General features: G+C 48.9%; 20 protein-coding genes. 2 read left to right on the forward strand and 18 right to left on the reverse strand.

Features of this window, described 5'->3' with window-relative positions:
- Positions 1-209: 209 nt before the first annotated feature.
- The 6 genes from alsK to PCO85_14815 form a co-directional block, all read right to left on the reverse strand.
- On the reverse strand, positions 210-1169 hold the full coding sequence (alsK, locus tag PCO85_14790) for an allose kinase (GenBank protein WJV52491.1): 960 nt from the start codon (positions 1167-1169) through the stop codon (positions 210-212).
- 1 nt (position 1170) lies between these two features.
- Entirely contained in the window at positions 1171-1845 is a 675-nt protein-coding gene (gene alsE / locus PCO85_14795) for a D-allulose 6-phosphate 3-epimerase (GenBank protein WJV52492.1), read from the reverse strand.
- 9 nt (positions 1846-1854) lie between these two features.
- Entirely contained in the window at positions 1855-2802 is a 948-nt protein-coding gene (alsC, locus tag PCO85_14800) for a D-allose ABC transporter permease (GenBank protein WJV52493.1), read from the reverse strand.
- Between the two features lie 11 nt (positions 2803-2813).
- On the reverse strand, positions 2814-4346 hold the full coding sequence (gene alsA, locus PCO85_14805; protein WJV52494.1) for a D-allose ABC transporter ATP-binding protein AlsA: 1533 nt from the start codon (positions 4344-4346) through the stop codon (positions 2814-2816).
- Between the two features lie 57 nt (positions 4347-4403).
- Positions 4404-5336, reverse strand: a complete 933-nt coding sequence (gene alsB, locus PCO85_14810; GenBank protein ID WJV52495.1) for a D-allose transporter substrate-binding protein — start codon at positions 5334-5336, stop codon at positions 4404-4406.
- A gap of 155 nt (positions 5337-5491) precedes the next feature.
- A complete protein-coding gene (locus tag PCO85_14815) occupies positions 5492-6370 on the reverse strand; it encodes a MurR/RpiR family transcriptional regulator (protein WJV52496.1) in 879 nt (292 codons plus the stop codon).
- Between the two features lie 419 nt (positions 6371-6789).
- On the opposite strand from PCO85_14815, the gene rpiB reads away from it, so the two are divergent.
- Complete coding sequence (rpiB, locus tag PCO85_14820; protein ID WJV52497.1) at positions 6790-7245, forward strand: ribose 5-phosphate isomerase B; 456 nt, start codon at positions 6790-6792, stop codon at positions 7243-7245.
- A 46-nt stretch (positions 7246-7291) separates the two neighbouring features.
- On the opposite strand, the gene fdhE is transcribed toward rpiB, so the two are convergent.
- From fdhE to PCO85_14845, 5 genes are all read right to left on the reverse strand, one after another.
- On the reverse strand, positions 7292-8221 hold the full coding sequence (gene fdhE / locus PCO85_14825) for a formate dehydrogenase accessory protein FdhE (GenBank protein WJV52498.1): 930 nt from the start codon (positions 8219-8221) through the stop codon (positions 7292-7294).
- The gene (gene fdoI / locus PCO85_14830; protein WJV52499.1) at positions 8221-8856 is read right to left on the reverse strand and encodes a formate dehydrogenase cytochrome b556 subunit; all 636 of its coding nucleotides are present in this window, start codon (positions 8854-8856) and stop codon (positions 8221-8223) included. Before fdoI ends, fdhE begins: the two co-directional genes overlap by 1 nt.
- Positions 8843-9757, reverse strand: coding sequence for a formate dehydrogenase subunit beta (gene fdxH, locus PCO85_14835; GenBank protein ID WJV52500.1), 915 nt, complete (start codon positions 9755-9757; stop codon positions 8843-8845). The genes fdoI and fdxH overlap by 14 nt, the downstream gene beginning before the upstream one ends.
- Before the next feature lie 12 nt (positions 9758-9769).
- Complete coding sequence (fdnG, locus tag PCO85_14840) at positions 9770-12820, reverse strand: formate dehydrogenase-N subunit alpha (GenBank protein ID WJV52501.1); 3051 nt, start codon at positions 12818-12820, stop codon at positions 9770-9772.
- 967 nt (positions 12821-13787) lie between these two features.
- On the reverse strand, positions 13788-14123 hold the full coding sequence (locus tag PCO85_14845) for a YgaC family protein (protein WJV52502.1): 336 nt from the start codon (positions 14121-14123) through the stop codon (positions 13788-13790).
- Positions 14124-14337: 214 nt separating this feature from the next.
- Between PCO85_14845 and agp the strand changes: the two genes are divergently transcribed.
- On the forward strand, positions 14338-15648 hold the full coding sequence (gene agp, locus PCO85_14850) for a bifunctional glucose-1-phosphatase/inositol phosphatase (GenBank protein WJV52503.1): 1311 nt from the start codon (positions 14338-14340) through the stop codon (positions 15646-15648).
- 62 nt (positions 15649-15710) lie between these two features.
- Here the strand turns inward: agp and hypF are convergent, their stop codons facing one another.
- The 7 genes from hypF to hybE all read right to left on the reverse strand — a co-directional run bounded on the left by hypF (position 15711) and on the right by hybE (position 22620).
- The gene (hypF, locus tag PCO85_14855) at positions 15711-17996 is read right to left on the reverse strand and encodes a carbamoyltransferase HypF (GenBank protein WJV52504.1); all 2286 of its coding nucleotides are present in this window, start codon (positions 17994-17996) and stop codon (positions 15711-15713) included.
- Between the two features lie 197 nt (positions 17997-18193).
- The gene (hypE, locus tag PCO85_14860) at positions 18194-19222 is read right to left on the reverse strand and encodes a hydrogenase expression/formation protein HypE (protein ID WJV52505.1); all 1029 of its coding nucleotides are present in this window, start codon (positions 19220-19222) and stop codon (positions 18194-18196) included.
- Entirely contained in the window at positions 19222-20337 is a 1116-nt protein-coding gene (gene hypD / locus PCO85_14865) for a hydrogenase formation protein HypD (GenBank protein ID WJV52506.1), read from the reverse strand. The genes hypE and hypD overlap by 1 nt, the downstream gene beginning before the upstream one ends.
- Positions 20324-20611: a hydrogenase maturation factor HybG gene (hybG, locus tag PCO85_14870; protein ID WJV52507.1), complete on the reverse strand. Its 288-nt coding sequence runs from the start codon at positions 20609-20611 to the stop codon at positions 20324-20326. The genes hypD and hybG overlap by 14 nt, the downstream gene beginning before the upstream one ends.
- Positions 20602-21699: a hydrogenase nickel incorporation protein HypB gene (gene hypB, locus PCO85_14875; GenBank protein ID WJV52508.1), complete on the reverse strand. Its 1098-nt coding sequence runs from the start codon at positions 21697-21699 to the stop codon at positions 20602-20604. The genes hybG and hypB overlap by 10 nt, the downstream gene beginning before the upstream one ends.
- A 77-nt stretch (positions 21700-21776) precedes the next feature.
- Positions 21777-22118, reverse strand: a complete 342-nt coding sequence (hypA, locus tag PCO85_14880) for a hydrogenase maturation nickel metallochaperone HypA (GenBank protein WJV52509.1) — start codon at positions 22116-22118, stop codon at positions 21777-21779.
- 4 nt (positions 22119-22122) lie between these two features.
- Entirely contained in the window at positions 22123-22620 is a 498-nt protein-coding gene (gene hybE, locus PCO85_14885; GenBank protein WJV56097.1) for a hydrogenase-2 assembly chaperone, read from the reverse strand.
- Position 22621: the final 1 nt, after the last annotated feature.

The following is a 22621-nucleotide window of genomic DNA, read 5'->3' on the forward strand; positions in this document are numbered from 1 at the left end:
TGGTTTAACGCTGACAATCAAATAGCCGGGAAACCAATATCCCGGCTATTCTCTTTTTATATAATTATATTCCCTGATGTGGCACACAATTACCTTACAAATAGAACGCTTACTGCTAAAAATATTTCCTTCCGAACAATCATTAATATCGCTATACCCAATAAATGCCGAGTTGCAGGAAGGTGCACGTGAAGGCATCCCGAAGCTTACTAAGGTAAGTGATTCGGGTGACTGGGCGCCATTAACGCACCTGCGACCTGAGAGATAACGGGTATATCTTTTAACCCTAAACGGGCGGCGCCAATCGCACCATTAAAAGCGGATGACGACGCTTTTAAAAAACTGACGGTTTCAAAAGGTAATGGTTTTCTGATATAGCGTTTGATGTGCTGAATCAGCATATCCAACGGGAATGCGGTCATATCAATTACCCCACCCCCCAGAACCACGGCGTCAGGATCAAACAGATTAATCCCCGTCGCGATCGCTTTTGCACCATCGTCAATGAACTGGATAATGTCGCCATCGTCTTGAGCGTGAATAAAAAGATCCGATAGCGCATATTCTCTTGATTCTTTTTCATACCATCGCCGTAATGCCACACCTGAGCAGATCGTCTCAAGACATCCTGCATTACCACAACCGCAATGTCGGCTATTATTGCCATAAGGAATATGCCCAAGCTCACCAGCGACGCCATGGGCACCAGTAAAAGGCATACCATTCATCCAGATAGAAAAACCAAATCCGGTTCCCAGATAGCACCCTAATACCAACTTGTTAACCAAATTGAATTCATTGACATCATAAAACAGCTGCAAATTGACATCACGCTCAAACAATACCGGACATCGCAATAAATTCTCCAGCTTCTCAGCCAGTCCTTCGATATCATTTTTATGGCAGGGAAGATTCGGCGTCGATATAACTGTTTTTTTATCTTTTTCTACCAACGCCGGAAGGCCCATGACAATACCAGAAATAAAGCGTTGAGCACCCACATAAGCGTGAATAAATTTTGCTATGCCCTCCGCCAAACCTGTCTGAATAATGTTATCTGTTTTTTCCCGTGAGGTGACCAATACTTCATTTTTCAATGACAGTACGCATATTCGTATATGCGTTGCTCCCATATCCACGCCAACGACAACCGGCTGTTTGTTATTCATGCTACACCTCGCGTTGTGCCGCCTGAATCTGGCTTTTCATTACTTCCCAGGCATTTTCAATATGCGGCGAGTGGTTGAATAACCCAGAGGTACCCACAATAAACACATCGGCACCAGCATCTATTAGCTTCTTATAGGTATATTGATTGCACGAACCATCCACTTCAATTTCATAAGCAAGATTATTTTTTGTTCTGTAATGCTTTAATTCAGCAATCTTATCCAGCATTTCCGGGATAAATTTCTGACCGGCAAACCCTGGATCGACCGTCATGACCGTAATTTTATCCGCTTTATGCAAATAATAATGCATTGCCGCGATAGTAGTTTCCGGGTTCAGAATCAAACCAGCACGCATATTAAGCGATCTGACTTTATCTATGAGACGAAATGCCTGGCCAGATAAGGTTTCCGGATGCAATGTGATGAATCCTGCGCCCGCTTTAGCCAACGGTTCAATATAATCTTGTGGATTCATCACCATCAGATGACAATCCAATGGCTTACTGGCTATTTTCTTTACTTGCTGTACAAAAAATGGCGACAATGTCAAATTCGGTACAAAATGACCATCCATAATATCAATATGGAAATAATCAGCATGACTATCAATGAATTCTATCTGCTCTTTAAATTTAGACAGATCCATACACATTAATGAAGGGGAAATTTTCATCTTCTATTCCTATTTACTAATCAGTCGATCGAGTGCCACTGCCGCAATAATCAAACCGCCCATGACCACTAATTGATAATATGTCTGTACCTGGAGAATATTGAGCCCATTATTGATAGTACCTATAATCAACCCGCCAATAACGACCGAAAAAACGCGCCCTTTTCCGCCAAAGAAACTGGTTCCGCCAATAATCGCACTGGCGATGGCATAAGTTTCAAATCCCATACCAGCCAATGGCTCTGCCGCGCCAAGCCGTGCCGTTGATACGACGCCTGCCAGACCGGCGCATATTCCAGAGATAACAAAAACGATCAGCACATGAAACTTGACATCTATTCCTGAGAAAAATGCCGAATTTTTATTTCCTCCCAAAGCATAAATGTTTCTACCAAGCCGGGTATGTGCGGTAATAAACCATAGAATAATCGCTACAACCAGCGAGAAAATAACCGGCATCGGAATACCTAACAACGATTTAGCAAAGAAATTAACAAAACCGAAAGAAAAACCATAAACGGAATTAGCATCAGAGATAACCAATGTCATCCCTCTGAATATGGCGTTAGTTCCCAGCGTAATAATAAAAGGATGCAGTCTGGTCCAATTGACCAAAAGACCATTAATCGCCCCCAAACCGCCCCCGACGATGACACCGCCAATCAACGCCGCCAGGAAGGGGTCGAATCCAGCCAGCATGAGCTTGGCCGTAACCATACCTGATAAAGCGAGAATCGCGCCAACGGATAAGTCGATACCCGCGATAAGGATGGCAAAAAATTCCCCCATACCGATTAAAACGGTAACGGAACTCTGTACAAATATCTGGCTGATATTACTCGTCGTTAAAAAATACTCGCTTGAAATACCACCAAAAATCGCAACGATAATGGCCAATATAAAAAACGTGCCATACTTTTCCCAAAAGCGAGGGAAATTAAATGTTGATTCTGACATTGACATAATCCTCAATCATTTGGCAGAGCCCATTTCATAATATCCTGCTCCGAGAGCCCATCTTCATTAACCAATACATTGGCAAGCTTCCCTTCACAAAATATGGCTATACGGTCACAAACAGACATAATCTCTGGCAATTCGGAAGAAACCATTAATATCGTTTTCCCCTGTAAGGTAAGTTCGCGCATGACTTTATAAATTTCCGCTTTGGCACCGACATCAATACCCCGTGTCGGTTCATCAAAAATCATCACCTGCGGATCACAACACAACCATTTTGAGATAAGGACTTTCTGCTGATTACCGCCCGATAACTCAGTAATATTCTGGTCCACAGAACGGCACTTTAACGACAATAATTTTCTTTGTTCTTCGGCTATGCGTTTTTCATCATGACGGTTAACCGACCCTATTGCGCCTTTATATCCACCCTCTTTCAGGCTTTTACTGATTGCCATATTCTGTTCAATTGAGAAATTGTCAAAAAAACCATTCTCTCTTCGACTTTCGGTGATATATCCCATGCCTTTCTTTAACGCATCAAGTGGCGAGCGAGGCGTTATCTCCACACCGTTCAGTAAAACCTGACCAGAGCTGATAGGCTCCGCACCAAAAATGCAATTCATAAACTCGGTACGTCCCGAACCTACCAATCCGGCGAATCCCAAGATTTCGCCTTTCTTTACTTGAAAAGAGATATTCCTCACACGTCGTTTATCTTTACTGGTAATATCCTTGACTTCGAAAATAACTGGTTCGTTTCCCGTACCCGTTTTTTCTTTTATCGCAGTAAATTTATTTTGAAGCTCTCTTCCTACCATCAGTCTGACAATATCGTCATTACTGACATCGCTAATTTCCCCTGAACACACGCTACTTCCATCTTTCAGCACCGTGAAACGGTCACAAATTTTTCTGGTTTCATTCAGCTTATGGGAAATATAAATGATACTTTTCCCTTCCTGTTTTAATCGTTTTATTAAAATAAAAAGATACTCAACTTCTTTACTGGTCAAGGATGAAGTCGGCTCATCCATAATAATAACTTTGGCATCCAGCATCAGGGTTTTGGCAATTTCCAACATCTGTTTATGGCTGATTGACAAATTACCAACTTTCTCAAACAGATCGACCTTTAACCCTACCCGGAGCAACATCATCGCGGCACGTTTTTTCATCTCTTGCCAATGAACAACATTGATGCCACAAAAACGTTTTACCGGTAATTTTCCAATAAATAGATTTTCCATCACTGTCAGTTCATCAATGACACTTAACTCTTGATAAATAATTCCTATTCCGAGTTTTGCCGCCAGTTTATGGTCTATCTTTCCATACTCATTACCGTCAATAAATATATGACCACTATCCGGTTCATATCCACCTGACAGTATTTTCATGAGAGTTGATTTCCCGGCACCATTTTCACCTAATAGCGCATGTATTTCTCCTGAGTTAATCGCTATATTGACAGAACTTAATGCATGGACCGGACCAAAAGACTTACCGATCCCTTCCATCTTAATATATGGAATGGTCATATAACTCCCCGGATTAGTGATTTAAGACGGCAAGTTTTTTACCGTCTCCAGGTACGATTATTTTGTCACTAATACTGAATCAACCATCTCGACTTTAGGTGCCTGACCCAAAGGAATCTGTTTGCCTGACTTCACAGCGTCGACCAATAACTTCAAGCCCGATGCACCAATATCAGCAGGGTTTTGGGCAACCGTTGCCGTTAATGTGCCTTCACTGATCATTTTACGGGCTTCCGGTATACCATCCGTTCCCACAACAATAACCTTGCCGGTCTTGCCAGCATTCGCTACAGCCTGTGCTACACCCATGGCCATAGTATCGTTAGCACAATAAAATGCCTTCAGATTCGGATGCCGCTGTAATACGTTGGTGGCAACATCAAGGGCTTTGATTCGATCCCAATCCGCAGGTTGGCTGGCAACAAGTTTAATAGCGGGATCAGCCTTAAAAGCTATCATTGCTCCGGTTCTTCTGGCATCGCCGGAAACATTACCTGCTTTACCTTCAATAATGGCAACATCCCCTCCTTGCGTGCCTAGTCGATTTATAATGAATTTTGCCCCTTTCTCACCGACAGCCTGATTATCTGTAGTGATAAATGCCGATACATTACCGTGAGCTTTCGCCAGATTATTAAGATTTATCTTTTCATCCAAGTTAACTAAACGAATACCCTTCTGATACGCTTTAGAGACAGGGATCACCAGATTAGATGCAGACAACGGCGCGAAAGCGATACCTTTATAGTGTTTATTTACCAGATCTTCGAATAACTGCATCTGTGCCTGAAAATCACCTTCAGAAGCGGAGGCAAATATATCCACCGTTACACCAAGGTCTTTGGCTTCTTTCTCTATTCCGCCTTTCATTTCAACCCAGTAAGGATTTGATAACGTTTTAAGAATGACGGCATAATCGGCAGCGTGAGCCATGGCAGAAAAACATAATCCCAATAGTGCGGCACCCGTCGTTTTCAATAGCGTATTCATTACTCTTTCTCCGTGAGATATACCCGTCATCTTTCAAATTACAGAGGCGTTGTCTTACCTCGCTAACCCTTGTTACTTATCAGCGTAAGTTTCCAGAAATTAACTCGGTTGTTACCTTCCTGCGTTTTGATATCTATTGGGCATAGTGATGAATGCTAAAGCTTTAGATAACTCGCAATAGCACTGGTTTTTTCCAGATTTTTACTGGAAGTCTCAATATCCAGCCGTGCTACTGAAACAAAAAATGCATCTAACAACGTTAACTGCAAAATACGTGCAGAGGCATTTCTCCCTAACAGGGGTGTCTCAGGTGCAGGCGAACAAATATTAAAATCAGCCAATTTGGCAATGGGGGAATTGGCGCTATGTGTAATGCAAATTATTTTTGCATCATTATTCTTGGCGATAGAGACCGCTTTCATCAAATCACTGGTGCGCCCAGAATGTGATACCACTAACACAACATCCGTTGGTTTAAGCATCGACGCCGACATCATCATGATGTGAGCATCCTGATAAGCATTACAGCGCACACCAATGCGTAAAAATTTATGCTGTATATCAGCGCATATCGAATTAGAACCGCCTACGCCATATAACTCTCGCTGATTTGCGCTATAAAATAGTCTGGCAGCCTGGTATATCTCTTCCGGGTTAACGATGGTTTGTCCTTCGGCAATCGTTCGCAGCGTCAAATTAAACACTTTGTTAATTGCATCTTCCGGGCTATCCGTCAGTGACAGCTCCGCAGAGGAGTCATGTTCCGCATGCTCAAAATATTCAACAATAGCGCTTCTTAACTGCCTGAAACCACTGAACCCAAGAATTTTCGATACCTTGACTATCATCGCTTCTGATACATTCAACGCATTAGCGACGTCTTTAATCGCGGTACTGTCACCGACATTACCCGTCGCCAGAAACCATTCGGCGATCCGGCTTTCATTCGCCGTCATGCCTTCCTGCTTCATACGAATATAAGGCGCAATGCTTATACCCCTGGGGATCGTTTTCTCTGATTCAGTTTCGCTCATTGTTATTACCTGGTTTATCCATATCCCGGTAATGATAACACCATATCTGATAGTAAAAATATGCAACAAACTTCACAAATATTGTTTTTTTATAAATTAATAAAATTCATGAAAAGATACCGCTCAATGGGGCAAATCGCATCATCACAGATGAGAAAAATTATTATTTTTTATTAAAATCAATAATATATTGATTATTTTAGCAAACAGACACGATGAATCATTCGTTATCCATCAGCATGGCAAACTCATTGTCATCATATAAATGCCCAGAAAATCAGTTGTGGACATGGGTTTCAATCCTATAAACTTCACAAAATTAATTTATTTGTGAAAATAAATCAATAAGCCACTCTCGGTCAGTACAGACCAACTGGCTGGCCTATAACTCACCTCTGATACAGCAGGAACTGACACTTATGAAGATGGCAATCGGCAGTGACCACGTTGGTTTTGACATGAAAAATGACATCATTCAGTACCTATCATCCCAGGGTATTGAGGTTATTGATGTGGGAACAAACGCCAGCACGAGAACGGATTATCCGATTTATGCACGTAAAGTTGCAGAATCCATCATTGCAGGTGAGGCCGAGCTGGGCATTCTCATCTGTGGAACGGGAATCGGTATCTCGATTGCGGCTAACAAAATGACCGGTATCCGTGCAGTTGCCTGTAGCGAACCCTATTCAGCCAAACTGTCACGCGAACATAACAACACCAATATATTGGCTATGGGCGCGCGGGTTATTGGTTCAGAAATGGCAAAAATGATTATTGATCAGTGGCTCAGTGCCCATTTTGAGGGTGGACGACATCAGGAACGGCTCGATCAGATCAGCGCGATAGAGCATTCGCAGCACATGAAGGGATAAACAGACAGCCCCCGGCTCTAAGACAAGAACCGGGCGCTTTTAAACATTAATTCATACTTTCCGGAAACAGGAAAGGATTGATACTACTGCGCGCAAAACCTTCCTCTTCCATTTTGACATCCAGTACCAGCGAAGCCAGATCATCTGCGACGGCTTCGACGCGATGATCCTTTTCCTGGTACAGGATTTTCAGATAAGTACCACAGTCACCACAACTTTCAGCCTTAATCGCCGACTGCTCGTTATCCAGCGACCAATAGTTGAGATCGCCGGATTGTTCACAGTTACTGCATTTCACACGCACCATGTGCCATTCCGTTTCACACAGGTTACAGTGCAAATAGCGCAGACCGCTGGTGGTACCTAACTGCACCACACCGGAAACCGGCATGCTGCCACACACTGGGCAAAACTGACGATGTTCACCCTGTTCGGCCCGAGCCTTACCCGGCATCTGACTTGCCATCTGCGCCCAGTAAAGAGAGAGCGCAGCCCAGATAAAAGGGGCTTTGTCATTACTTTCCGCCGTAAATTCATGATTGAATAATGCCGAAGCCATGGCTTCCCATTCCTGCACTGGCATTTTTTCCAGATTTTCCAGCGTCGATAACACCTGACCGCTGGCATCTGGTTTCAGCGTTTCAATCAGTGCCTGCAACAAAGTATGCCAATGGGCATTGCGGGGGAAAGTCGCAATATCCAGCGGTGGGCGACGACCGGCTGCTTTTTGCAGAATATCGGTTAAATCCATTTGCAACGGATGGTCATGCAGTACGGTCTGCTGGGCGTCAACTACCGTAGCGGCAAAATGCAGGTAGTCGCTCAGCGGGTTGTTTTCCGCCAGTTGACGCAACCGCTCGACGCGGCTGCTGTACAGACTTTTCAGATTGGCAAAAAGCAGCGGTGGGATTACTCCCACCGTAGATGATTGTTCATTACCGCTTAACTGTTCCTGAGGAACAATACGAATACTCATCAGGGTTTATTTTCCTGTTGTTTACGTTGGATTTCACGATACCAGCGTGGGTGATGTTTCTTCGCCCAGGATGTCGATACCCAGCCTTCAACCATCGCCGTAATGGTTCCCTTGACCCATAACGCCGCATAAATGTGAACCATAATGACCAGGATCAACACGACCGCTGAAATTGAATGAACCAGCAAGGCCAGGCGAATAGCCGGAATCGGGAAAGCGCCGGCAAAATAGGGACGCCAGATAACGATACCGCTGGCCAGCAGCAGCAGCAAACTGACAATAGCCAGCCAGAACACGCATTTCTGGCCGAAATTATATCTACCTGTGTCGCCAACTTCCTGATTTCCGGCAACCTTATGGATATTTTTAGCCCATTCGATGTCATCACGCTGAATCAGGTTATGCTTCCAGTAACGGAAAAACATCAACAGAAACGCCGCAAACATCACCACACCAATAAACGGATGCAGAACCCGTGCCAGCTGTGGTGTACCCAGAATGTTCATCAGCCAGTTTAATGATGGAAAGAAAAATCCCAACCCACTGAGTGCGGCAAACACAAAACAGAAAGCCACAATCCAGTGATTGATGCGCTCAGACGCACTGTAACGCTGAATCCGATTACTCTTTTTCATGCTGTTTGTCCTCGTGCTTCTGCTCATCCGTCTCTGACTCGTCCTCTTCTACCCGGTTGGGACCGACACCGACATAGTGGAATACACTGGCAGCGAAGGCCGTAGCAAAACCAATGGCCGCCAAAGGTTTCCAGACACCCTTCCAGAAAGTGACCGCTGGACTAATGATTGGATTGTCAGGCAGACCATGATAAAGCGGCGGACGATCAGCGTGATGCAACACGTACATCACATGTGTGCCACCGACACCTGCGGGGTCGTACAGCCCGGCGTTTTTATAGCCACGGTTCGTCAAGTCTATCACGCGCTCCGCCGCCAACACTTTCATCTCTGCCTTAGTGCCGAAATGAATCGCCCCCGTAGGGCAGGTTTTCACACAGGCAGGTTCCTGACCGACATCCACCCGATCCACACACAGTGTGCATTTGTATACCCGGTTATCATCCTTGTTCATTCTCGGCACATCGAACGGGCATCCCGCGATGCAGTAACCACAACCGATACAGTGTTCCGACTGAAAATCCACAATACCATTGGCATACTGGATAATGGCACCTTCCGACGGACAGGCTTTCAGGCAGCCGGGGTCAGCACAGTGCATACAGCCATCTTTACGGATCAACCATTCGAGTTTACCGTTTTCCTCAACCTCGGAAAACCGCATAACCGTCCAGGACTTGGCGCTCAAATCAGTGGGATTGTCGTACACACCAACGTTGTGCCCCACCTCATCACGAATATCGTTCCATTCCGAACAAGCCACCTGACAAGCCTTACAACCGATGCAGGTCGTAACGTCGATCAATTTGGCGACTTCCTCTTTATGATCGCGTACCTGTGGCGGCGGTGTCAGTGAATTGGTCGCGGAGCGACGGATAATATCTTGCGATTGCATTGCCATAGTATTTCTCCGCTACGCCTTTTCCACATTCACCAAGAACGCTTTATATTCCGGCGTTTGACTATTGGCATCTCCAATATTCGGCGTCAGTATATTGGCCAGAAAACCTTTCTTCGTCGTGCCCTCAAACCCCCAATGACAAGGCACACCGATGGTTTCCACCGGATGCCCCTCAATCATCAGCGTACGGACACGCTTGGTCACCACTGCTTTAGCCTTGATGTAGCCCCGTTTGCTACTGACTTTCACTACATCCCCGGCCTGAATGCCTTTTTGTTTCGCCAGCCCTTCGCCAATTTCCACAAACTGTTCTGGCTGGGTAATGGCATTCAATAACGCATGTTTGGTCCAGTGGCGGAACAGCTCGGTAATCGCATACGTGGTTGCCACATAGGGGAACTCGGCAGCCGTGCCGATACGCAGACGATCCGCGTCATACAGGCGTACAGCCGGATTATGTATTGCCTTGCTATAAACCGGATTGAACTTCAGCGGAGATTCCATAGGTTCGTAGTGTGCAGGGAATGGTCCATCCGCCATTTTGTCAATCGCGAACAAACGCCCCAGCCCTTCCGACAGCATGATGAAAGGCCCGGCACTACTACCGGGTGCCGCTGTCGCCGCATAATCGGCCACATCGGTTCCCGTCCATTTTTTGCCATTCCAGCGAATCAGCTCACGGTTGGGATCCCAGGGTTTGCCCTGCTCATCGGCAGAAGCGCGGTTATATAGGATGCGGCGATTTTGCGGCCAGCTCCAGGCCCACCCTGGCGTACATCCCAGCCCAGAAGGGTCGGCATTATCACGCAGGGCCATTTGATTCCCCTGCTCCGTCCAGCAGCCTGAGTAAATCCAGCAGAAACAGGCGGTACTGCCATCATCACGCAACTGCGAAAAATCTGACAACAACTGACCTTTTTTGAGGATCAGCTTACCTTGGTCGTCAAACAAATCCGCCAGCGCACGACCATTGGCCTCTTTGGTGATCTCTTCCGCCGACGGATCCGCCGGTTCCAGATAATCCCAGGCCATGTTGAGTACCGGTGCCGGATTGGCCCCTCCCTCTTTCGCGTACAGCTCGCGCAGGCGCAAGAAGATGCCAGAGATAATGACACCGTCATGACGCGCTTCACCAGGCGGTTCCGCGCCCTGATAATGCCATTGTAGCCAGCGTGCGGAGTTCACAATGGAGCCATTTTCTTCGGCAAAGCAACTGGACGGCAGGCGAAAGACTTCGGTCTGGATCTGGCTGGAGTCCACATTGTTCAGTTCACCGTGGTTCTGCCAGAAACTGGATGTTTCCGTCGCCAATGGATCAATAACTACCAGATATTTGAGTTTGGCCAATGCGTCCCGGGCTTTGTTGGAATCGGCAAACGCGGCAATCGGGTTAAATCCCTGCACAATATAGCCGTTTACCTTGCCATCCAGCATCATGTGGGAATAGGCCAACGCATCGTAGCTCTTATCCCATTTAGGCAACCAGTCATAACCCCAGTCATTTTCCTTCTGCGCGTTGTCTCCCCAAAAACTTTTCAACAAGCTGATAAAAAACTTAGGTGTGTTTTTCCAGTAGTTGACCTGTTCCGGCAGCAACGCCTTCGGTGTGGTCTGAACCAGATAATCCTGTAACGTGGGCTGTTTTTCGGAAGGTAGCGGAATATAGCCAGGCAGATTCAGCGATAACAGCCCCAAATCGGTATAACCCTGGATATTTGAGTGCCCACGCAGCGCATTGACACCGCCGCCAGCCATACCGACATTACCCAATAACAGTTGGATTATCGCCGCGGTACGAATGATCTGAGCACCGGCCGTATGCTGTGTCCAACCCAGCGCATACATGATAGTTGCGGTACGGTCGGGAACACTGGTTGACGCCAGCAATTCACAGATAGTGAGAAAATCCTGCTTCGGCGTACCACACACGCTGGTGACCATGTCAGGCGTATAACGACTGACATGATCTTTCAGCAAGTTCCAGACACAACGCGGATGGCTCAAGGTTGGATCGCGTTTGGCATAGCCATTTTCATCCAGTTCATATTGCCAGGAGGTGCGGTCATATTTGTGTTCTTGCTCGTTATAGCCGCTAAAGATGCCTTCATCAAAACGATAATCCGCATCAACCAACAAGTTGGCATTGGTATAGGCTTTGACATACGCCATCTGCACCTTGTCATGAGACAGCAGGTAATTTACGACGCCGAGCAAAAAGGTGGTATCCGAGCCTACGCGAATAGGCGAATACAGATCGGCAACTGCGGCAGAGCGGTTAAATCGTGGGTCAACAACAATCAGTTTAGCGCCGTTTTTCACCTTGGCTTCCAGCGCCCATTTAAAGCCTACTGGGTGCGCTTCCGCCGGATTGCCTCCCATCACCAGGACGATGTTGGCATTTTTGATGTCGACCCAGTTATTGGTCATGGCCCCCCGGCCAAACGTGGCGGCAAGTGCGGCAACAGTTGGCCCATGACACAGACGAGCCTGTGTATCGATACCAACCATGCCCAACGCCCGGGAAAAACGTTGATCCAGCATACCGGTTTCATTACTTGCTGCCGAAGAACAGAGCATACCGGTAGTCGGCCATCGGTTAACGGTTACCCCAGCGCTGTTTTTTTCCACGAAATTGGCATCACGGTCTTCTTTCATCAGGTGGGAAATACGATCCAAAGCCTCGTCCCAGCTGATGCGTTGCCATTTATCAGACCCTGGCGCACGGTACTGCGGATATTGCAGGCGTTGGGCACTGTGGATGAAATCAATCAACCCGGCCCCTTTAGGACACAAAGACCCACGACTAACCGGATGGTCTGGGTCACCTTCGATATGATAAATGGATGATTTTGCATTCTCGGCACCATCACCCAGGCTGTACATTAAAACACCGCAACCGACAGAGCAGTATGTGCAATTATTCCTCGTTTCTTTTGCACGCAATAATTTATACTGCCGTGTTTCTGCCAATGCCACAGCGGGAGAAAATCCCAAAGCCGTAACCGTGGTTCCGGCCATACCGCCTGCGCATATTTTAAAAAATTGTCGTCTGCTGATCTGCATCGGGAACTCCTTGCACCACATCACCCAGAGTCATATCCCATCTATATCCACCCGCTTTCAAGTTGCAGATGCGCTGACTACGCCCAATGGCTCGACTATTTCTGCGTCTCGCCTCTGTGAGCTACTACAAGCTGCGTCAAAATCCATCCGCCAGGAGCAGATTTATCACCGAAATAACTTATCTGAGTAAACTCATCGGGATTCATTTGCTTGTCGACTTCCTGGCACTCGAAATCCATTGGATATAGGTGGTAATTGTTTATTGATTAATATATACCCGTCATTATTCACGTTATTGGCCCTCAGTGACTCGCCATCACTTATCAAAATAAGCGCCTGGGAATTCACTTGGTTGCCACCATCCTGCATCTTGAAATTTATTGGGTATAAATTGTTTTCAGACGTGAATATGGCAAAGCCACATTAACTGTAATACATTATGCATCCGTTAATAAAAACCTCAAGTAATTATCTTAATAACAACAAATCCATCACATATACTCACAATAATCGCGTTTTTTTAAATCAATTGGCCAGATTAATGATAATGGTTATCATTATTTTCACGATGTGATTGCTTATCGCTATAAATATAATTACATAACGATTATTGTATTAATTCACGATAAAAGAGATATAAGGAGGATGTTTATCTTCCACGCAAAAAATAAGGCGGCATTGTCTAAAATACGGCGAGATACTATTTATCCCGACAGTAAAAATCATAAAATCAACACCTGATGCTATTTTAAATATAAACGACAACGCCAAATTCACTGTTTTTATTCGGTTTTAAATAACGCCAATATACCCAAAATAATTCGAGTTGCAGGAAGGCGATAGAGAGTGAATCCCGATGACCTTACTCAAATAAGTGATTCCGGTGAACGAACGCCGGCAATATACCAGCAACGGGGAGATGACATAAATCGGCGCTGCCCTGCTAATGCCAGGCAGCGCAATGGATCTATTGAAACATGCTGTTCAGATAACGATTCAGCATCACTCGCGAGGTAAAACCATGTGGAATGCCAATAAATGCGGGGCTCACAGCCTGAGGATCACGAGGGAAACGGACATACGCCGGGCTGCTGCGTAATGCCTCTGCCGGATAAGCATATTTCAGACTTTTCGGACCTTGATCTGGATGAAGAATAAATGAGGTACGCCCCATTTTCGCTTCACGATTCACATACACATAGTATTCGCCTTTATAAAATCCATAGGCTTTATCCGTAACATAATCCCGGGTAAAACCTGCATGCTCAAGAACTTGAGCCACTTCATCAGGGCGCAGATACATCGCCAATCCTCCATCTATACTAATCGGAATCTGTGACCATAGCTCACTGAGCATCACGAACAACCAGACTTATCCGAACCTGAAGCACTGGTGATAACTTCTTTGCTGTTTTTCCGACGCTAACTCGTTCTCTCTTTTATTTCCACGTCTATGCTAGAGAATGGTTAATACGAACGGTGTAACTGACCGTTTCACAACAAAAGGATGGAAAATAATGAAGAAAAATATAATCCCCATGTTTACCCTCAGTACCCTGGCGCTGATTCTACCGTTATCGGTACAGTCAGCTGAACCGGCTCAACCACCGGCCAGCTATCAGTTGCAACAGGTGTTGATTTTCAGCCGTCACGGCATCCGGGCGCCACTGGTGGGATATGGTGACATTCTGGCTGAATCGACGCCCCATCATTGGCCAAAATGGAAAACCGAAGGCGGATTATTGACACCCAAAGGGGCAAAGGTAGAAGCGCTATCTGCTCAATATACGCATGAATGGCTCAGTCACTACGGCGTTCTGCCAGCGAAAGGTTGCCCGCCGGAAGGCGAGGTATTCGTGTATGCCAACAGCCTGCCACGGACGATTGATACGGCCAAAAGTTTTGTGCAAGGTGGATTTCCTGGCTGTGCAATAACCGTCTACCATCAGGACAACGTAGGCACTATGGACCCTACCTTCAATCCGATCATTACCGCCAACGTTACCGATGATTTTAAGAACAAGGCGCTTGATTCCATCAACCAACATGCTGGCCCCGGCGGCGTCGATGGAATTAACCAACGACTGCAAAACAATTATCAGGTGCTGCAACAGGTGATGGATTATCGACACTCTAAAATCTGCATGGAAAAGAAAACCTGCACACTGGCTACACAGAGTAACGTCGTGATTCTCGCACAGAACAAGGAGCCGGGAATCAGTGGTCCACTGCGAATGGGTACTGGTGCAGCCGATGGTTTCATGCTGCAATACTATGAAGGCTACCCGAAACATGAAGTCGCCTGGGGCAAAATCAGCGATAAAAAACAGTGGCGTCAACTGGAAGAGATTAAAAACCTATACCATGAAACACTGTTTGGTTCGCCGGCCGTAGCGCAGAATGCCGCCGCACCATTGCTGACTTTTATCAGCGCCATATTGAATGGCACACCGTCAGATAACAAACTGGCCGCCACAGCGCAAAAAGCTAAAGTTACCGTATTGGTTGGTCATGACTCCAATATTGCCTCCCTGCTTGCCGCGATGAAAACCGCGCCTTATCAATTACCCAATCAGTATGAAAGCACCCCGATCAGCGGCAAGATCGTATTTCAGCGCTGGCATGATGAAAAAACTAATCAGGATCTGATGAAAATTGAATATGTCTATCAATCTACCGAGCAAATCCGTAACGCTACGCCGTTGTCACTGAAAAAACCGGCACAGCGGGTGACGTTGCATATTGACGGTTGTAACACTGACGCTAACGGTTTCTGTCCGATGTCGGACTTCAAGACCGCTATCGCCCATGATCTGCAAGGACAATAACCGGATACCTCACCAGCAGTCTCAGTGCTACCGGTGAGGGTTTAGCCGATGAGGGTATCAACTCAAGACGAGAGGCGACCAGCAGCAATCAGCGCCTGCCCCAACGACAAACCGCCATCACCGGCGGGCAAGCGGCTGGGCTGCAATACCTCAAACTCAGACAGCGATTGTCGAAGTAACTGTACCAATAGCCGATTGTGCATCACGCCGCCGGAAAGCACCACCGTGTCGACCTGAACCTGTGCCGCAGCTCGCTGAACCAGCGCTGCCAGCCCCTGTGCCAACGCCACATGAAACGCATACGCCTTGTCGGCCGGGGCAGCACGATACGCCAGCCACTGCCGCCAGAAAGTAGCCAGATCCAGCGTGTTTTCCAGCACAGGCATCGTAACCGGCGGCTTCGCCTGCTGATGTTGTCGGGCCAGCGCCTCCAGCCAACAGGCCGCTTCGCCCTCCCAACTCTGGGTCGCGGAAGGAAAACCGGTCGCGGTAGCCACCGCGTCAAATAGCCGTCCGGCAGAGGATGCCAACGGCGCATTAAGACCTCGCTCGATCGCTTTCGTCAGTAACGGTACCGAGGCCGCCGGAATAACGGCGGCCTCAGACAAATCAGCCCAGTCAGGTACAAACTTCAACCACTGCGCCAGCAAGTTACGCCATGGCTGGCGGGCTGCCAGATCACCGCCGGGCAGGGCCACCGCCGGCAATCCGCCCAAGGACCGGCAATGTGCATAATCCACCAGCAAACATTCGCCTCCCCACCACTGACCGTGGTCGCCATAACCGATACCATCCAGCGCCAGGCCGATGACCGGCCCGGCATCACGCGGGCGTTGATGCTCCGCCATACAAGCCACAAGATGAGCATGGTGGTGCAGCACCTCAATACACGGAATCTGTTGTTGTAACGCCTGCTGTTTTCCCCGCTGATGACTGAGATAACCGGGATGAGCATCAACGGCGATTGCCTGTGGCGTAAACCGGTAAATATCCTTAAACAAAGCGATCGCCTGCTGGTACTGCTGTTCGATATCACTGTCTGCCAGATCGCCCAGATGCTGACTGACAATAGCGTGATTCCCTCGCAGCAGACAGAACGTGTTTTTCAGATCAGCGCCCATCGCCAACAGCGACGGTTGCGAGTCAAAACCCGGTGGCAGCGGTAAGGCGTCCGGTACATAACCTCGTGCGCGTCGCAGCATTTCAGCATGACGCCCGTGCATCCTCACCACTGAATCATCCGCCCGCTGAACGATGTCACGATCATGCAACAGCCAGTGATCGGCAATACCCGCCAAATCGGATAGTGCCTGCTGGTTACTCAATGCCGGCGGTTTACCACTGGCATTGCCGGACGTCATCACCAACGGGCATCCTACCTGCTTCAGTAACACATGCTGTAGCGGATTAGCGGGCAGCATCAACCCGGCGTCGTCCAGCGCAGGGGCGATATCCACTGCCAGCGGCCCCGATTTACGCAGTGGCAGCAGGACAATCGGGGCGGCCGGACTTTTCAGTAACCGTAATGCCGCCGGGATATCATCCGTCGTCGTGCAACGCACCAGCCACTGTTCATCAGGCAGCATAACAGCCAGCGGTTTTGCTGGCCGGTGTTTACGCTGCCGTAATAATGCCACCGACCGCGGATTGGTGGCATCACACGCCAGGTGGAATCCGCCCAACCCTTTTACCGCCACAATCTTCCCGGCCAGCAATGCCTGCGCGACCTGAACAATAGCATCATCGTCCGTTGTCAGTGTTGACTGACCATCACTCAACCACACATGTGGCCCACACGTCGGACAAGCGTTCGGCTGGGCATGAAAGCGGCGATTAGCCGGATTCTGATATTCATGCAAACAATCCGGGCAGAGTGGAAATGCAGCCATCGCGGTATAGGGACGGTCATAAGGCATTTTGCGGATGATGGTAAAACGTGGGCCACAGTGGGTGCAATTGATAAACGGGTAGTGATAACGACGGTTGGCAGGATCATGCAGTTCCTGCTGGCAGGCATCGCAGGTGGCGGCATCCGGCACTACCTGGGTGTCCATCTGCCCGGCACCGCTGTGTTCTATCACAAACTCGGTGGGAATAGCCGACCAGTAATAAGACTGATGCTTCACGCTGTCGATATAGGCCAGCGGCGGGCATTCCGCCTGTAACATCACTAAAAACGTGTCTGCCGCCGACGCAGGATAGAGATGAATCAGCACGCCGGCACTATCATTACTGACGTTACCGCACAGTTGCAGACGGTGGGCAAGCTGCCAGACATAAGGGCGAAACCCCACCCCTTGCACTTTACCTTTTACGCGGATTTCAATGCCGTTGTGGTTTAATGACATAGAGAGTCTGTGGGCACCGTAAATAATGTTGAACGCTAAAAAATCCTGTGTCTCCCACCACTATCCGGTTTACGTCCAGCCTGGGACGGGTCAGCCACCGCCGCCGCCCCAAGAACCCGATTACGCCAGAAAAAACCACGGATTAAGCGCATAAACAATGGAAAAACACTTTCTTGATAGCCCAGGAATTAAGGACACTAGCAAATTCTCGGCATCGGCTCACTGTGCGGCAAATCCAGCAGACGAGTCGCGCCGAATACCCCGCACAGACGGACCTGTTCTTTCTCTGTCACGCTACCTATCGTGGTGGCATCACGCCCCAACGGGTGAGCACGCAACGCATCCAGTACCGCGTTTTCGGCCTCGAGTGAAACCACCAGCACCAGCTTGCCTTCATTGGCAAAATTCAGTGCTTCCAGTCCCAATAGCTCACAGATACCACGCACTGCCGGTTTCACCGGGATCGTGCTTTCCAGTACCTCCATGCCACAACCACTGGCTTGCGCATACTCGTGCAAAATAGCTGTCACACCACCGCGGGTGGCATCACGCAGCGCACGCACGCCGTCAATCTGTCGCAGCGGAGCAATCATCGGTTCCAGTACCGCGCAATCACTGGTCAACTCAGCTTCCAGCCCCAGATTCTCACGTAGATTGAGGATGGTGGCACCGTGGTCACCCAGCGTTCCACTGACAATAATCTTATCCCCGGGACGGATTTCACTGGTCCCCCAGCGCACGTCCGTCGGAATCACACCAATACCCGCCGTATTGATGAAAATTTTATCGGCAGCACCGCGCGGCACCACTTTGGTATCACCGGTCACAATCTGAATACCGGCTTCCCGCGCCGTTTGTGCCATCGAGTTGACGATGCGCATTAACGTTTCACCGCTAAGCCCTTCCTCAATGATAAAACCACAGGAAAGGTAAAGTGGTTTGGCGCCACTGACGGCAACATCATTGGCCGTACCGCATACCGCCAGCTTGCCAATGTCACCACCGGGGAAAAAGATTGGATCAATCACGTAGCTGTCAGTCGTAAACGCCAGCCGGTCACCGGCACTGGCCAACGGCGCCAACGGCAAACGCGCCTGATCTTCCCGTTGCCCCAACAATGGATTATCAAACGCTTGTAAAAACAGACTCTCAATTAACTGCTGCATCGCCTGACCACCACTGCCGTGGGCCAGCGTGATCTCTTTTGGCTGAACTACTGTCGTCATCAGGCACACTCCCGGCGATATTGATAATAAGCAGCACATGCCCCTTCGGAAGACACCATCAGCGCGCCGATGGCATTCTGTGGCGTGCAACTCTGGCCAAACAGCGGGCAATCACCCGGTTTGCAGCGTCCGGTCAACACGTCACCACAGCGGGAAAGCGGCTCATCCGCCACATCCTGTTGCTGCGGCATGAAACGTCGCTCAGCGTCGAAAGCGGCATAGGTTTCACGCAGTTGCATACCAGACAAGGCAATTTCACCCAGACCACGCCATTCACTACTGGCTTTGACCTCAAACACCTCATCCATCGCCTGCTGAGCCAGCGGATTGCCATTATCCGGCACAATGCGACGGTATTGGTTTTCCACCACACAACGTTCATCGTGCAACTGTTGCACCAGCATCAGCAACGCCTGCAAAATATCCAGCGGTTCAAACCCCGTCACGACAAACGGTTTATGAAACTGGTCACACAGCGGTTGGTAAGGATACGCGCCGATGACCATACTGACATGACCTGGCGCCAGAAAACCGTCGATACGCAAATCGGGCTGTTGCAGTAGACTGCGCAGCGTCGGAATAATGGTGATGTGCTGGCAAAATAGCGTGAAATTTTTGATACCACGCCGTTTCGCCTGCTGCAACGTCAGCGCCGAACTGGGCATGGTGGTTTCAAAGCCCAGCCCAAAGAACACCACCTGCCGGTCAGGATTTTTTTCCGCCAACACCAACGCATCCAGCGGCGAATAGACAACCCGGATATCCGCACCGTGGCGACGGGCATCCAGCAATGAGCCGTTGCGCCCCGGAACGCGCATCGCATCGCCAAACGTGCAGAAAATTACCTCTGGATGGGCGGCAATCTCCAGACAGGCATCAATACGCCCCATCGGTAATACACACACCGGACAGCCCGGTCCATGAACAAATTCGATTTCCGGTGGCAATAGCCGATCCAGCCCAAATTTGAAGATAGCATGAGTATGCCCCCCACAGACTTCCATCAACTGTAGTGGTCGCGTCTTCAGTTGCGGCATATCCGCTACCAATGCCTGAATACGCTGCAATATCGCTTTGGCTAATTCAGGATCACGGAATTCATCAACGTACTGCATAAATGGCTCCCGTTTGCCGTACTTCATCCAGTTCCAGTCCGACAGCCTGCATTGACTGCAAAGCCTCCAACGTATCCTGAGCCTCCTGTTCATCCAGCAAGCTCATAGCGAAACCGACATGTACCAGCACCCACTGCCCTACCAACGTAGAAGGTTCACCTTCACACACCAACGCGATATTCACCGCACGCTGTACGCCACACACATCCACCCAGGCAGGCTGATGAATATCTTCACCTACCGAGATCACTTTACCGGGGACACCTAAGCACATAGTTGCCCCTCCAGCCAGGCCAGCCATTCGTCCATCCCCTCCCCGGTACGGGCAGACAAGGCAATGACCTGAATCTCCGGGTTCACCCGGCGAGCATTGGCCACACAAGCTTCCAGATTAAAGTCAAGATATGGCAACAGGTCGATCTTGTTGATAATCATCAGTGATGCCGCAGCAAACATATGCGGGTATTTCAGCGGCTTGTCTTCGCCTTCCGTTACCGAAAGGACTGCCACTTTATGGCGCTCACCAAGGTCAAAACTGGCCGGGCACACTAAATTACCAACGTTTTCGATAAACAGCAGACTGTTGTCCGGCAGTTGTAGACGATGTGCCGCATCATGCACCATCTGCGCATCCAGATGGCAGCCTTTGCCGGTATTGACTTGAATGGCGTTCACTCCAGTCGCACGGATACGCTCGGCATCATTGGTCGTTTGCTGATCACCTTCAATCACCGCGCAGGGCAGATGATCCTGCAACAGATGAAGCGTGCTGGTGAGCAAGGTGGTTTTACCGGAACCGGGACTGGAGACCAGATTCAACACCAGAATATTCTGCTCCGCAAAGTGTTCCCGATTATGTGCAGCCAGATGGTTGTTTTTACTCAGGACATCCATCTCAATCTTTAGCAGACGCTGCTGGCCAATACCTGGTGAGTGAGTCCCCGCCACTCCCTGACCGTAATGCAAATCCTGCTGATCGACTGTTGGCTGAAACACCTCTTCTTCATCCGGCGCGGCGGACACTCGGGTCACTACCGGGGCAGAAACCGGCTCCGCAGACGGCGCGGCATAGTAATAGTGATTGACGTCGCCCTGATGGTAATAATGATGGTGATGAATAATGACATAACGCGCCTCACCCTCATTATGGTGATGATCATGATGCCCGTGAGCATGATGGTGCTGATGTGAGTGAGTATTGGGATGAGAATGGCTGTGTTCGTGATCATGTTCGTGATCATGTTCATGTTCGTGATCATGTTCATGTTCATGTTCATGTTCATGATGGTGGTCATGTGAATGAAGGGGTTCATCGCCTTCTATTCTACTCTCCCCTTCACCGCAACCGCATGTGGTACACATAGGGATAATTCCTCCCGGTTACAAAACCGTTTCTGACACTTTTCGTTTTTGCCCGGCAAGCATTCCGGGACAAGTGGTCACTCAATGGCGAGCTGTTTTATCTGCAAACTGTCACCGCCATCAACGCGTAAATTATAGCTGCCGCAACGCGGACACCCAGCGTCATGCTGCGTGATTTCGACTATCTCGCTACACTCCCAACACCAGGCGCGCGCAGGCTGCACCTGCAAATGCAGTTCACAGCCATCCGCCATCGTCTGACGGCATACGGATTCAAAACAAAAGCGCAGCGCGCTTTCTTCAATACAGGACAACGCCCCAATCTCCAGCCACACTTCTTTTACTTTCCGTGCGCCATGCTGACGGGCCTGTTGTTCAATCAGTTCCAGCGCGTTGTAGCACATGGAAATCTCATGCATGCTGCTAACTCCGATTTAGGCTGAACAGCGCTCGTCGGCCAAGATTCTGCGGTACTTCACCATCCGTCACTGGCAGGGACAGCGCCATTTTGGCACTTTGCTCCGCCAGTTGTATCGCCTGCTCTCCGCTTAATGCCGAATCTATCGGCGACATCAGCGAACAGGAGAGATACTGAATGCCATCGTCCATTTCACCGACGATAAAATTGACATGACCACACGGCAGACTCAACGCCAGACGCTCTGCCAGAGTACGCCTCGGCCAGTCCTGTTGCGGACCGGGCAACACCAGCAGACTCATCATCCAGGGCGTCAGCAGACAACCGAACCATTGCTGTTCAAATAGGGTAAAACCGCAGGCCCGGACCGGAACTGCCGCCCGATAAAAAGGCAGTGACTGCATTTTTTCCTGCGCTATCCGGGTAAATATGGCTTCCAGCCAGGCCGCCGGATGATGATCATGCACCGGAATAAGTGAATTTTCTTTGCGCTCACCCGGCATA

This window comes from Prodigiosinella aquatilis (genome assembly GCA_030388725.1).
Classification (GTDB): Bacteria; Pseudomonadota; Gammaproteobacteria; order Enterobacterales; family Enterobacteriaceae; genus Prodigiosinella; species Prodigiosinella aquatilis.

What these genes read in the sequence shown, in the direction of transcription:
- agp (WJV52503.1), top strand. Translation starts at nt 14,338, where the DNA reads ATGAAGAAAAATATAATCCCCATGTTTACCCTCAGTACCCTGGCGCTG.
- hypE (WJV52505.1), bottom strand. Translation starts at nt 19,222, where the DNA reads ATGACGACAGTAGTTCAGCCAAAAGAGATCACGCTGGCCCACGGCAGT.
- alsK (WJV52491.1), bottom strand. Translation starts at nt 1,169, where the DNA reads ATGAATAACAAACAGCCGGTTGTCGTTGGCGTGGATATGGGAGCAACG.
- fdhE (WJV52498.1), bottom strand. Translation starts at nt 8,221, where the DNA reads ATGAGTATTCGTATTGTTCCTCAGGAACAGTTAAGCGGTAATGAACAA.
- hybG (WJV52507.1), bottom strand. Translation starts at nt 20,611, where the DNA reads ATGTGCTTAGGTGTCCCCGGTAAAGTGATCTCGGTAGGTGAAGATATT.
- alsA (WJV52494.1), bottom strand. Translation starts at nt 4,346, where the DNA reads ATGACCATTCCATATATTAAGATGGAAGGGATCGGTAAGTCTTTTGGT.
- alsB (WJV52495.1), bottom strand. Translation starts at nt 5,336, where the DNA reads ATGAATACGCTATTGAAAACGACGGGTGCCGCACTATTGGGATTATGT.
- hypB (WJV52508.1), bottom strand. Translation starts at nt 21,699, where the DNA reads ATGTGTACCACATGCGGTTGCGGTGAAGGGGAGAGTAGAATAGAAGGC.
- hybE (WJV56097.1), bottom strand. Translation starts at nt 22,620, where the DNA reads ATGCCGGGTGAGCGCAAAGAAAATTCACTTATTCCGGTGCATGATCAT.
- fdxH (WJV52500.1), bottom strand. Translation starts at nt 9,757, where the DNA reads ATGGCAATGCAATCGCAAGATATTATCCGTCGCTCCGCGACCAATTCA.
- alsE (WJV52492.1), bottom strand. Translation starts at nt 1,845, where the DNA reads ATGAAAATTTCCCCTTCATTAATGTGTATGGATCTGTCTAAATTTAAA.
- PCO85_14815 (WJV52496.1), bottom strand. Translation starts at nt 6,370, where the DNA reads ATGAGCGAAACTGAATCAGAGAAAACGATCCCCAGGGGTATAAGCATT.
- alsC (WJV52493.1), bottom strand. Translation starts at nt 2,802, where the DNA reads ATGTCAGAATCAACATTTAATTTCCCTCGCTTTTGGGAAAAGTATGGC.
- hypF (WJV52504.1), bottom strand. Translation starts at nt 17,996, where the DNA reads ATGTCATTAAACCACAACGGCATTGAAATCCGCGTAAAAGGTAAAGTG.
- fdnG (WJV52501.1), bottom strand. Translation starts at nt 12,820, where the DNA reads ATGCAGATCAGCAGACGACAATTTTTTAAAATATGCGCAGGCGGTATG.
- fdoI (WJV52499.1), bottom strand. Translation starts at nt 8,856, where the DNA reads ATGAAAAAGAGTAATCGGATTCAGCGTTACAGTGCGTCTGAGCGCATC.
- rpiB (WJV52497.1), top strand. Translation starts at nt 6,790, where the DNA reads ATGAAGATGGCAATCGGCAGTGACCACGTTGGTTTTGACATGAAAAAT.
- PCO85_14845 (WJV52502.1), bottom strand. Translation starts at nt 14,123, where the DNA reads ATGTATCTGCGCCCTGATGAAGTGGCTCAAGTTCTTGAGCATGCAGGT.
- hypA (WJV52509.1), bottom strand. Translation starts at nt 22,118, where the DNA reads ATGCATGAGATTTCCATGTGCTACAACGCGCTGGAACTGATTGAACAA.
- hypD (WJV52506.1), bottom strand. Translation starts at nt 20,337, where the DNA reads ATGCAGTACGTTGATGAATTCCGTGATCCTGAATTAGCCAAAGCGATA.